Origin of the sequence: Streptomyces sp. NPDC059994 (assembly GCF_042737755.1) — a bacterium.
In the GTDB taxonomy this organism is placed as follows: domain Bacteria; phylum Actinomycetota; class Actinomycetes; order Streptomycetales; family Streptomycetaceae; genus Streptomyces.
In genome coordinates this window covers 216,717-227,881 of sequence record NZ_JBHWUR010000002.1, presented here as the reverse complement: position 1 = coordinate 227,881, position 11,165 = coordinate 216,717, and the positions used below count along the sequence as shown (strand labels likewise).

Sequence of the window (11,165 nt, the reverse complement as noted above, 5' to 3'; positions counted from 1 at the left end):
AGTCCTGGCAAGGACTCGGGGCGACGGGCGGTTCGCGGCTGTTCTCTGCCGGAAAGGCCCTGGTTGTCAGTTGTCAGTTGTCGCGACGGCGCAGATAGAACATGAGGCCGCCACCGGCCACGGCGACGAGGGCGAGGCCGATCGCGATCTCGCCCTTGTCGACGCCCTCCGAGGTGCCGCCCACGCCGCCCCGCACACCACGCGAGGGCGCGGTGGTGGTGCTGATGGTGGGCCTGGTGGTGGGCCGGAGCGTCTGGATACCGCCGGTGATCGTGAGATCGGTGGTGCCCCGCTCGCCGCCGCACACGAACGTCACGGTGTAGGTGGCACCGCGCCTGGCGTCGAAGTCGACCTGGGCGGTCGTGGAGCTGTTCGGCGAGATGGTCACCGTGCCGAAGACGCCGGAGGAGGCGGTGGCGGTGGAGGCGCACCCGGTGACGTTCAGCGTGACCGTACCCCCGGGGGCGATGGTGGAGGGGGTCACGCTGAACCCGAACGACGTGATGTTGCTGCCGTGCGCGCCGCCGCCGCCGTCGGCGGCCAGCGCTGCCGCGGGGGTGGCGAGGGAGAGAGCCGCGGCGCCGAGCAATGTGGCGGAGGCGATGCGTATCGCGCCCATGGACAATCCTCCGGGTCCCCGAGGAGCACTGCGGAACTGTTTTCCACAAAAATCGGGAAATGCACCTCGATGCCCGACACGCTAGGAGCGGGCGGCGCCGGTCGCGATCGCTGTCCGGCGAATGGGGTATTCCGTTCCCCCACCCGGCGGACCTGTCGGGGTGTCACCGGGATTCTCGTCAGGTGAACAGTTCGGGAAAGAGGTCGCGCAACGGCGCCGAGGTGGCCGACAGACCCCGGCCGAAGGGGGCGTCGAAGTCCCAGATCAGGAAGAGCAGGAAGGCGATGAGCACGCTGAACAGCCCGGCCAGCAGCAGTTCGCGCCCGGTGCGGCGGATCTGGAGCGTGAAGATCAGGCCAACGGTCACCACGGCCCCGGTGATCAGCCCGAACCAGACGACCCCCGGCATCGTGGCCCCGGCCCCGGCGCCGCGCGTGGTGCGGGCATCGTCGACGGCCGCCACCTGGTCGACCAGCGGCTGGTACGCCTGGCCCTCGTGGTCGGTCTTGGGCTCGTAGTCCGTGACGTCCTTGCGCAGCCGGGAGAGCAGGACCGAGCCCTTGTCGCCGAGCTCGCCCGAGACCTCCATGTGGTGCCACTCGGAGCGGACGACATAGGTGACGTACGAGTCGACGTCGGCGCGGATGCGCTCGCGGACCGGGCCCGGATAGACCTGGACGCGCTCGCTGACCTCGTGGAGCGCCTGCGCCTCCTGGCGGACGGTCTCCGAGGCCGCGCCCCGGGCCTCCCAGACGCCCGCGATGGCGAGGCCGAGCACGATCGCGTAGATCACTCCCATCATCATCGTCATGTACTCCATGACGTCCGGGGTCTGGGAGGGGTCGTCGTCCTCGCCGATGCGGCGGTGGTTGACGACGACGATGGTCAGCACGACGACGCACGCGGCGGCCATCGCGATGGCGAGGACGATCCAGTCCTTCAAGGGGGAACCTCCGACGAGGGAGTAGCGGGAACGGCGCGGACGGCGCGCGCCGGGGGCCGACGGCTAGTTCGAGCGGGGGCGGAGCACCGCGACGGCGACCACCGCGGGCACCGTGACCAGCAGGGTGAGGGTCACCGTCGAGAGCCCCGGCGCGGGCTTCTTCCTCGGCGGCCTGCGGTACGCGGGAAGCGCGACGGGCCGCAGCCGCGGCGGCGGGGTGGCCGAGGGGCCCGGCGGCACGGGCGCGGGCGGCGGCGGGGGCGCGGGCTTCGCCGGTACGGGCGCTACGGGCTGCACCGGCCGGGGCTCAGGGGGCTGCGGCTCGGGCGGGGCCGGCGGCGGGGGAGGGACCGGCTTCGGCGGGGCGGGCGGGTGCGCCGGCGGGGGTTTCGGCGCCGGGGGTTTCGGTTCGGGCGGCTTCGGTGGCGGCGGTTTCGGCGTGGGCGGCGTGGGCGGTGTGGGCGACGGCGTGCAGATGCCGCCCCCGGCGACCGCCACCGCCCAGTCGTCCCCGGCGCCGCCCGAGACCGAGGCGTACGCGCAGGCGTCCGCGCGCGCGCACGGCGCGGGGCCGGTCAGCAGCAGGGCCAGGGCGGCGGTCGAAAGCAGCCGCTGCGCCAAGTGGGTTACGTGCACGCCCAGGATCATCCGGCCCGGCGGGCCGCTCGGCCATGAGACCGGCTCGGATTCGCCTGATGGGGGGAGGTTGACCGGGTTTGCGTTTGGAACCGCCGGGGGCGGTTCGGCGGGGGGCGGGAAAATTCTTTCGCAGGCTTTTGAACGTTCCGGGGGCCGCCACGCGTACCTAGGACCATGAGAGGCGCACCCAGGCGCCACAACCAGCAGAGAACCAACTGGAGTTGACATGGCAACCTGGCGCAACGCCTCGCTCGCGGTGACGGCGGCGGCAGTACTGGCACTCACGGCGACGGCGTGCGGCCAGGACAAGGGAAGTGCCTCGCCCAAGGGCCAGTCGGTCGGCAACGCCGCCCCGGCCGCGGGCAGCGGAAACGGCTACGGATACGGAGACGCGGGCTACGGCTCGGGGTCCGGCACCGCCAATCAGGCGGCCGCCAAGGCGGCCGGACAGCTCACGGTGTGGGACAGCAAGGAACTCGGCAAGGTGGTCACCGACAGCGCCGGAATGACCCTCTACCGCTTCGACAAGGACACCGCCAGTCCGCCCAAGTCGAATTGCGACGGCGACTGCGCGAAGCTCTGGCCGGCCGTGCCCGCGGGCAGCGTCACAGCGGCTCCCGGCACCGACGCGAGCCTCATCGGTGAGGTGACCCGTACCGACGGCGCCAAGCAGCTGACGATCGCCGGCTGGCCGATGTACCGGTACACCAAGGACACCAAGAACGGTGACGCGAACGGGCAGGGCGTGGGCGGCACCTGGCACGCCTCGGCCCCCGACGGCAAGAAGGCGGCGCCCTCCGCGGACAGCTCCGATGCAGGGGCGGAGACGCCGAGCCTGCCGGGCCTGTCGGTCCGTAACGACGCCAAGCTCGGCAAGATCATCGTCGACTCCCGCGGGATGACCGTCTACCGCTTCAAGAAGGACTCCGCCTGGCCCATGAAGTCGGCCTGTGTCGGTGACTGCCTCAAGAAGTGGCCGGTGGTCGCGCCGGTGGAGAAGAAGGACACCGAGGGCATCATCCAGAAGGGCTTCGTCACCTTCGACCGGCCCGACGGCATCAAGCAGCAGTCCATCAACTGCTGGCCCGTCTACACCTACGCCGGCGACAGCAAGCCCGGTGACACCAACGGCCAGGGTGTGGGCGGCACTTGGTGGGCCGTCTCGCCCGAGGGAAAGCTGATCGCCACCACCAAGTAACCCCCCCAAGGCCGTCGGCCCGTCACCGTGTCCCCCGCGCGGTGGCGGGCTCGACGCATGTTCCGGAGGATGTGACCGAACTTGTGTGTGACCAATAACGGATCGGCATTTTCCGTTTTCACTCGCCCTCCTGGCTGACGATCAGTAGCCTCAGCTCGAACACTGACCATGCACATGGCCACCACACCCCCTGCGGCGAGCTGTTGGAGACATAGATGGAGCGTCCTGCCTGGGCCCCTACGGGCATCGACATCTCGGTGCCGAGTGTGTCCCGCATCTACGACTACTACCTGGGCGGCTCGCACAATTTCGAGGTCGACCGGGAAGCCGCGCGCAAGGCCATGGAGTTCATCCCCGGACTGCCCAAGGTGATGCAGGCGAACCGGGCGTTCATGCGGCGGGCGGTCCGTTTCGCCCTGGATGAGGGCATCACGCAGTTCCTGGACATCGGCTCGGGCATCCCGACGTTCGGCAACGTCCACGAGGTCGCCCAGAGCGGCGCCACCGAGGCGCGGGTCGTCTACGTCGACCACGACCCGGTCGCCGTCGCGCACAGCAGGGCCGTCCTGGACGGCAACGAGCGGGCGGGCGTGCTCGCCGCCGATCTGCGCAAGCCGCAGGACATCCTCACCAGCCCCGAGGTCGGCAGCCTGCTCGACCTGGAACAGCCGGTCGCCCTGCTCCTGGTGGCCGTCCTCCACTTCGTGGAGGACTCGGACGACCCGCGCGCCGCCGTCGCCGAGCTGCGCGACGCGCTCGCCCCCGGCAGCCTGCTGATCCTCACCCACGCCGCGTACGAGGGCATCCCGCTCAGCGAGGACCGGGCCGGCGGAGCGGTGGGCGTCTACCGCAACATCCGCAACCCGCTGGTCATGCGGACGAGCGACGAGATCGCCACGTTCTTCGACGGGTTCGAGATGATCGCGCCCGGTCTGGTGCAGATGCCGATGTGGCGCCCGGAGTCCTCGCCGGAGCAGGAAGACCCCTATGCCTTCTCGGGGTTCGCCGGCGTGGGACGCATAGCGTGAGCACCCCGACCCGCACGGACGGGCAGCCCGTCGATCCCGACGGCCCCGAGTCCCGGCTCAGACGGTTCGCCACGATCTGGAGCCGGGCCATCTTCCCGGTGACGGCCACGTCGCTGACCCGCCCCGAGTTCGAGCGCCATCTGCTGCCGCTGGCCCGCCGCCTCATCGAGGCGCTGCACCGCCGCCACTTCGACCCGGCGCCCGCACACGAGATCGGCGCCGGCCTGGTCGGCGCCCACTGCACCGACCCCGACGCGCTCAGCCGTACGCTCGGCGTGGTCGACTCCTATCTCGTCCTGTACTGCGGTACGGGCGGCGACCTGCGGGCCGAGGAGGCTCGGGCCCGCTGCGCCCGCCTCCAGCACGCGCTGGCCGCCGGGTTCGCCCAGGCGCTGCGCGAGCGCACCCTGAGCGAGCAGGAGGCCATCGCCCGCTCCGCGCTCGCCGCGCGCAGCGCCGCCGAGGAGGCCCTGCACACCACCGAGACGCGGTTCCGCGCGATCTTCGAGGGAGCCGCCGTCGGCATCGGCATCGCCGACCTCGAAGGCCGCGTCCTGGAGGTCAACGAGACCCTCACCCGGATGTTCGGCGGCGTCGAGGGGCAGATCCGCAGCCGCAACGTCAGCGAGTGGGTGCACCCCGAGGACGCGCCGCAGGTCTGGAAGCTCTACGAGGAGCTGGTCCGGGGCGAGCGCGACCACTACCGGGTCGAGAAGCCGTACTACCGCGGCGACGGCACCGTCCTGTGGACCAATCTGACGGTCTCGCTGCTGCGCGACGCCGAGGGACGCCCGCAGTACCAGCTGGCCCTCCTGGAGGACACCACCGAGCGGCGGCTGCTGAATCTGCGGCTGCGCTACGAGGCCACCCACGACGCCCTGACCGGCCTGCCCAACCGCACCCTGTTCTTCGAGCGCCTGGACAAGGCGCTCGCGGCGGGCGAGGGCAAGCGCTTCGGGCTCTGCTACCTCGACCTCGACGGGTTCAAGGCGGTCAACGACAGCCTCGGCCACTCGGCGGGCGACCGGCTCCTGGTGGAGGTCGCCGACCGGCTGCAGAGCTGTGCGACCGGGCCCGGCGAGATGGTGGCGCGGCTCGGCGGCGACGAGTTCGTGGCCCTGACCACCGGCACCGACACCCTGCGCGAGGTCGATGAACTGGCCTCCCGCATCCTCGGCGTGCTCTCCGTGCCGATCCGCCTTGAGGGCCGCGAGCTCACCGTGCGCGGCTCGATCGGTGTGGTCGAGGGCCCGGCGGACGAGCGCGGCCCGGCGGAGGTGCTGCGCAGCGCCGACATCACGATGTACCGGGCCAAGGCGGCGGGCGGCAACCGCTTCGAGCGGGCCGACCCGGAGGCCGACGCCCGTGCGATCACCCGGCACGGGCTCACCAACGCGCTGCCGGCCGCGCTGGAGCGCGGTGAGTTCTTCATCGAGTACCAGCCGCTGGTGCACCTGGGCGACGGCAGTGTGCACGGGGCGGAGGCGCTGGTGCGCTGGTCGCATCCGCAGCACGGCGTGCTCGGCCCGGACCGGTTCATCCCGCTCGCCGAGCACACCGGTCTGATCGTGCCGCTCGGCCGCTGGGTGATGGCGGAGTCCGTACGCCAGGCGAGGTTCTGGCAGGAGCGCCACCCGGGCTCGCGGGCGGGCGGCCCGCTGCGGATCAATGTGAACCTCTCGCCGACGCAGCTGCACCACCCCGGTCTGGTGGCCGACACGGTGGAGGTACTGGAGCGGTCGGGCCTGGAGCCGGGCGCCCTGTGCCTGGAGGTCACCGAGTCCGCCCTGATCGGCGCGGACGATGATCTGCTGAAGCCGCTGCGCCAGCTCGCGGACATGGGCGTGGACATCGCCCTGGACGACTTCGGCACCGGCTACTCCAACCTGGCGAACCTGCGCCGGCTCCCGGTGAGCGTGCTGAAACTGGACCGCTCCTTCACCCAGTCCATGCAGCAGCACCCGGCCGACCCGGTCGACATCAAGATCGTCGAGGGGATCGTGTCACTGGCCCACAGCCTGCAACTGGCCGTCACCGTCGAGGGCGTGGAGACCGGGGCGCAGGCCGAGCAGCTGCGCGAGCTGGGCTGCGACACCGCCCAGGGCTGGTACTACGCCCGCCCCGGCGCCCCGGACCGCATTCACTCACTGGCGCTCACCGACGCCGTCTGACCCGTACCGGTACTGAGGGGCGGGGTCTGCCCCCCGGCCGGGCGCGCGTCGTCCGGCGGGGGTCAGAGCCCGACCCTGAGCAGGACCCGCTGCAACTCCCGTGCGGCGCGCGGCGGGTCCACGTCGCTGCGGTGGGCCAGCGCGATCGTGCGGCGCAGGCCCGGGCGGGCCAGCGGGGTCACCCGCAGATCGCGGCCCGCCCGCGCGGCCACCATGCTCGGCACCACCGCGATGCCGAGCCCGGCCCGTACGAAGCCGAGCACCGCGTCCATCTCGCCGCCCTCGACCGTGAACACCGGCTCGAAGCCCTCGGCGCGGCAGGCCGCCACGGTGAGCTCCCGCAGGTCGTAGCCGTGCCGGAACATGACGAGCGGCGCGTCGCGCAGATCGCGGATGTGGACCCGCCCGCCGGTGCCGGGGGCGGGTCCGGCGGCGGCCGAGACCACCACCAGGTCCTCGTGGAGGAGCTCGACGCTGGTCAGCGCGGGGGAGCCGGGAGGCAGCGGAAGGACCACCAGGGCGAGGTCGAGCGCGCCGCGCGCCAGCTCCCGTACGAGGTCGTGCGAGCCGCCCTCCTCGATCAGGAGCTGGATGCCCGGATGGCGGCTGTGGAAGGCGCGCAGCACGTCCGGCAGCAGGCCGGTGCACAGGCTCGGGGTGGCGCCGAGCCGGACCCGGCCGCGGCGCAGCTGCGCCAGCTCCTGCACCTCGATCCGGGCGGTGTCCGCGTCGGCCAGGATGCGGCGGGCCAGCGGCAGCAGCGACTCGCCCGCGTCGGTCAGGGCGATGTTGCCCCGGGCGCGGCTGAACAGCTCGGCGCCCAGCTCCTTCTCCAGCGCCCTGATCTGCTGGGAGAGCGAGGGCTGCGAGACATGGACCTGCTCGGCGGCGCGGGTGAAGTGGCGGGTCTCCGCGACGGCCACGAAATACAGGAGCTGCTGGAACTGCATGGGCCCACGATAGGCCAGGGCTATCGAATTGAGCGCATTCATGTCTTGGACCTCTCGGGACCTCCGGCCCTAGCGTCTATGACATGGCTCTGGCAACGCGGACGGACCGAAAACCGTCCTTGACGCGCACCGTGTGGGACTCCACCGTGGGCAAGAAGGCGGTCATGGCCGTCAGCGGCATGATCATGCTGACGTATCTGGCCGTCCACATGTTCGGCAACCTCAAGATCTTCTTCGGGGCGGGCGACTTCAACGGGTACGCGCACTGGCTGCGCACCGTCGGCGAGCCCTTCCTGCACTACGAGTGGGCGCTCTGGATCATCCGGGTGGTGCTGGTCGCCGCCGTCGTCGCGCACGCGGTCTCCGCGTACCAGCTGAGCCGGCGCGACATCAGGGCGCGCCCCGACAAGTACGTGCACCGCCGCCCCCGCGCGAGCTACGCCACCCGCACCATGCGCTGGGGCGGCGTCATCCTCGGCCTGTTCATCGTCTGGCACGTCCTGGACCTGACCACCGGGACCGTGCACTCCGGCGGCTTCCAGTCCGGGCACCCGTACCAGAACGTGGTGGACACCTTCTCCACCTGGTACGGCAACACCGTCTACATCGTGGCGATGCTCGCCCTCGGCCTCCACGTCCAGCACGGCTTCTGGAGCGCCGCCCAGACCCTCGGCGCCGGCAGCGCGGCCCGCGACCGGATCCTCAAGACCCTCGCCAACGTTCTCGCGCTGGTGCTGACCCTCGGATTCATCTCCGTCCCCGTCGCCGTCATGACCGGAGTGGTGAGCTGAATGACCTCATCCATCGACTACACGCTCTACGCGCTCGGCGAGCCGATCGCCGACACCAAGGCACCCTCGGGACCCGTCGCCGAACGCTGGGACACCCGCCGCTTCGAGGCGAAGCTGGTCAACCCGGCCAACCGCCGCAAGCACACCGTGATCGTCGTCGGCACCGGGCTCGCGGGCGGCTCGGCCGGCGCGACCCTGGCCGAACAGGGCTACCACGTCGTCCAGTTCTGCTTCCAGGACTCCCCGCGCCGCGCCCACTCCATCGCCGCGCAGGGCGGCATCAACGCGGCCAAGAACTACCGCAACGACGGCGACTCCATCCACCGCCTCTTCTACGACACCGTCAAGGGCGGCGACTTCCGGGCGAGGGAGTCCAACGTCCACCGCCTCGCCCAGATCTCCGTCGAGATCATCGACCAGTGCGTGGCCCAGGGCGTGCCCTTCGCCCGTGAGTACGGAGGACTCCTCGACACCCGCTCCTTCGGCGGCGTCCAGGTCTCCCGTACGTTCTACGCGCGCGGCCAGACGGGCCAGCAACTGCTGCTCGGCGCCTACCAGGCGCTCTCGCGGCAGATCGCGGCCGGCAACGTGGAACTGCACGCCCGCACCGAGATGCTCGACCTGATCGTGGTGGACGGAAAGGCGCGCGGCATCGTCGCCCGCGACCTGGTCACCGGCCGGATCGACACCTACTTCGCGGACGCGGTGGTCCTGGCCAGCGGCGGCTACGGCAACGTCTTCCACCTCTCCACCAACGCCATGAACTCCAACGCCACCGCCGTGTGGCGGGCCCACCGGCGCGGCGCCCACTTCGCCAACCCCTGCTTCACCCAGATCCACCCCACCTGCATCCCGCGCACCGGCGAGCACCAGTCCAAGCTCACCCTGATGAGCGAGTCGCTGCGCAACGACGGCCGGATCTGGGTGCCGAAGGCCCAGGGCGACACCCGCCCCGCGGCCGAGATCCCCGAGGACGAGCGCGACTACTACCTGGAGCGTATCTACCCCTCCTTCGGCAACCTCGTCCCGCGCGACATCGCCTCGCGCGCCGCCAAGAACGTCTGCGACGAGGGCCGCGGCGTCGGCCCCGGCGGCCAGGGGGTCTATCTCGACTTCGCGGACGCCATCGCGCGGATGGGGCGCGACAAGGTCGAGGAGCGGTACGGCAACCTCTTCGAGATGTACGAGCGGATCACCGCCGAGAACCCGTACGAGGTGCCGATGCGGATCTATCCCGCCGTGCACTACACGATGGGCGGGCTGTGGGTCGACTACGACCTCCAGACCACCGTTGCGGGTCTGTTCGCGATCGGGGAGGCCAACTTCTCCGACCACGGCGCCAACCGGCTCGGCGCCTCGGCCCTGATGCAGGGCCTGGCGGACGGCTACTTCGTACTCCCCTCCACGATCAACGACTATCTGGCGCGCAACCCGCACCAGGAGCCGGTCACCGCCGAGCACCCGGCGGTCACGGAAGCGGTCGCCGACACCGAGGACCGGCTCAACCTGCTCCTGGCGGTGAACGGCGACCGCACCCCCGACTCCTTCCACCGCGAGATCGGTGAACTGATGTGGGAGTACTGCGGAATGGCCCGCACCGAGGAGGGGCTGCGCAAGGCCCTCGAACGGATCCCGCAGATCCGTGAGGAGTTCTGGCGCCGCGTCAAGGTCCCGGGCACGGGCGAGGAGTTCAACCAGTCGCTGGAGAAGGCCAACCGCATCGTCGACTACCTGGAGCTCGCCGAGCTCATGTGCCTCGACGCACTGCACCGCGCCGAGTCCTGCGGCGGCCACTTCCGCGAGGAGTCCCAGACCCCCGACGGCGAGGCGGCCCGGCGCGACGAGGAGTTCTCGTACGCGGCCGCCTGGGAGTTCACGGAGACCGGCACCGCCCCCGTCCTGCACAAGGAAGACCTCGTCTTCGAGTACGTCCACCCCACCCAGCGGAGCTACGCATGAAGCTCACCCTGCGCGTCTGGCGGCAGAAGAACGCCGGCGCCGACGGAGCGATGTCCACCTACGAAGTGGACGGCATCTCGGCCGACATGTCCTTCCTGGAGATGCTCGACACGCTCAACGAGGAACTCATCCTGGGCGGCGAGGACCCGGTCGCCTTCGACCACGACTGCCGCGAGGGCATCTGCGGCGCGTGCAGCCTGGTCATCAACGGTGACGCGCACGGACCCGAGCGCACCACCACCTGCCAGCTGCACATGCGGGCGTTCCGGGACGGCGACACCATCGACGTCGAGCCGTGGCGGGCGGCCGCCTTCCCGGTCGTCAAGGACCTGGTGGTGGACCGCTCGGCCTTCGACCGGATCATCCAGGCGGGCGGCTACATCAGCGTCCCGACGGGAGCCGCGCCCGAGGCGCACGCCACGCCGGTGCCCAAGCCGGACGCCGACTTCGCCTTCGAGCACGCCGAGTGCATCGGCTGCGGCGCGTGCGTGGCGGCCTGCCCCAACGGCTCGGCCATGCTGTTCACCTCGGCCAAGGTCAACCACCTCAACGTGCTGCCGCAGGGCGCGCCCGAGCGCGAGACCCGGGTGCTCGACATGGTCGGCCGGATGGACGCGGAGGGCTTCGGCGGCTGCACCCTCACCGGCGAGTGCGCCACCGCCTGCCCCAAGGGCATTCCGCTGCCGTCGATCGCGGCGATGAACAAGGAGTGGCTGCGGGCGACCAGGAAGGCGAGGAAGGCCGGCCGCTGAGGCGCCGCCGAGGAGTGGGGGGGGGGCCCCGGGCGGGGGGGCGGGGGCGCCCCCCCGCGGGCGGCGACCCCCCGGGGGGGGGTGTGGGTGTGGGGGGGGGGGGGGGGTGGGTTAA

Annotated in this window: 10 protein-coding genes; 6 read left to right on the top strand and 4 right to left on the bottom strand. The window is 71.3% G+C overall.

Annotated elements, in window-relative coordinates; genetic code table 11:
- Positions 1 to 73 precede the first annotated feature (73 nt).
- The 3 genes from ACFWA7_RS02620 to ACFWA7_RS02610 form a co-directional block, all read right to left on the bottom strand.
- Positions 74 to 619: a hypothetical protein gene (locus ACFWA7_RS02620; RefSeq protein WP_385550350.1), complete on the bottom strand. Its 546-nt coding sequence runs from the start codon at positions 617 to 619 to the stop codon at positions 74 to 76.
- Positions 620 to 797: 178 nt separating this feature from the next.
- Entirely contained in the window at positions 798 to 1,562 is a 765-nt protein-coding gene (locus tag ACFWA7_RS02615; protein ID WP_385820421.1) for a hypothetical protein, read from the bottom strand.
- 63 nt (positions 1,563 to 1,625) lie between these two features.
- A complete protein-coding gene (locus ACFWA7_RS02610; protein WP_385820420.1) occupies positions 1,626 to 2,198 on the bottom strand; it encodes a hypothetical protein in 573 nt (190 codons plus the stop codon).
- Between the two features lie 229 nt (positions 2,199 to 2,427).
- Between ACFWA7_RS02610 and ACFWA7_RS02605 the strand changes: the two genes are divergently transcribed.
- The 3 genes from ACFWA7_RS02605 (at position 2,428) to ACFWA7_RS02595 (ending at position 6,598) form a co-directional block, all read left to right on the top strand.
- The gene (locus ACFWA7_RS02605; protein ID WP_385549906.1) at positions 2,428 to 3,399 is read left to right on the top strand and encodes an SCO0930 family lipoprotein; all 972 of its coding nucleotides are present in this window, start codon (positions 2,428 to 2,430) and stop codon (positions 3,397 to 3,399) included.
- Positions 3,400 to 3,614: 215 nt separating this feature from the next.
- Positions 3,615 to 4,427, top strand: coding sequence for an SAM-dependent methyltransferase (locus ACFWA7_RS02600; protein ID WP_385820419.1), 813 nt, complete (start codon positions 3,615 to 3,617; stop codon positions 4,425 to 4,427).
- Positions 4,424 to 6,598, top strand: a complete 2,175-nt coding sequence (locus ACFWA7_RS02595) for a putative bifunctional diguanylate cyclase/phosphodiesterase (RefSeq protein ID WP_385549910.1) — start codon at positions 4,424 to 4,426, stop codon at positions 6,596 to 6,598. The genes ACFWA7_RS02600 and ACFWA7_RS02595 overlap by 4 nt, the downstream gene beginning before the upstream one ends.
- A 62-nt stretch (positions 6,599 to 6,660) precedes the next feature.
- Here the strand turns inward: ACFWA7_RS02595 and ACFWA7_RS02590 are convergent, their stop codons facing one another.
- The gene (locus tag ACFWA7_RS02590; protein ID WP_385549912.1) at positions 6,661 to 7,548 is read right to left on the bottom strand and encodes a LysR family transcriptional regulator; all 888 of its coding nucleotides are present in this window, start codon (positions 7,546 to 7,548) and stop codon (positions 6,661 to 6,663) included.
- 83 nt (positions 7,549 to 7,631) lie between these two features.
- On the opposite strand from ACFWA7_RS02590, the gene ACFWA7_RS02585 reads away from it, so the two are divergent.
- The 3 genes from ACFWA7_RS02585 to ACFWA7_RS02575 are packed head-to-tail and all read left to right on the top strand — an operon-like array spanning position 7,632 to position 11,050.
- A complete protein-coding gene (locus ACFWA7_RS02585; protein WP_385820418.1) occupies positions 7,632 to 8,339 on the top strand; it encodes a succinate dehydrogenase in 708 nt (235 codons plus the stop codon).
- Positions 8,340 to 10,298, top strand: a complete 1,959-nt coding sequence (locus tag ACFWA7_RS02580) for a fumarate reductase/succinate dehydrogenase flavoprotein subunit (RefSeq protein WP_385820417.1) — start codon at positions 8,340 to 8,342, stop codon at positions 10,296 to 10,298.
- Positions 10,295 to 11,050 (top strand): succinate dehydrogenase/fumarate reductase iron-sulfur subunit, encoded by a 756-nt coding sequence (locus ACFWA7_RS02575; protein WP_385549920.1) that lies wholly within the window; start codon positions 10,295 to 10,297, stop codon positions 11,048 to 11,050. Before ACFWA7_RS02580 ends, ACFWA7_RS02575 begins: the two co-directional genes overlap by 4 nt.
- The last annotated feature ends 115 nt before the right edge of the window (positions 11,051 to 11,165 follow it).

Bases quoted from the DNA above. Each gene is read 5' to 3' on its own strand.
- ACFWA7_RS02620 (WP_385550350.1), bottom strand. From the start codon at position 619: ATGGGCGCGATACGCATCGCCTCCGCCACATTGCTCGGCGCCGCGGCT.
- ACFWA7_RS02605 (WP_385549906.1), top strand. From the start codon at position 2,428: ATGGCAACCTGGCGCAACGCCTCGCTCGCGGTGACGGCGGCGGCAGTA.
- ACFWA7_RS02600 (WP_385820419.1), top strand. From the start codon at position 3,615: ATGGAGCGTCCTGCCTGGGCCCCTACGGGCATCGACATCTCGGTGCCG.
- ACFWA7_RS02590 (WP_385549912.1), bottom strand. From the start codon at position 7,548: ATGCAGTTCCAGCAGCTCCTGTATTTCGTGGCCGTCGCGGAGACCCGC.
- ACFWA7_RS02585 (WP_385820418.1), top strand. From the start codon at position 7,632: ATGGCTCTGGCAACGCGGACGGACCGAAAACCGTCCTTGACGCGCACC.
- ACFWA7_RS02580 (WP_385820417.1), top strand. From the start codon at position 8,340: ATGACCTCATCCATCGACTACACGCTCTACGCGCTCGGCGAGCCGATC.
- ACFWA7_RS02575 (WP_385549920.1), top strand. From the start codon at position 10,295: ATGAAGCTCACCCTGCGCGTCTGGCGGCAGAAGAACGCCGGCGCCGAC.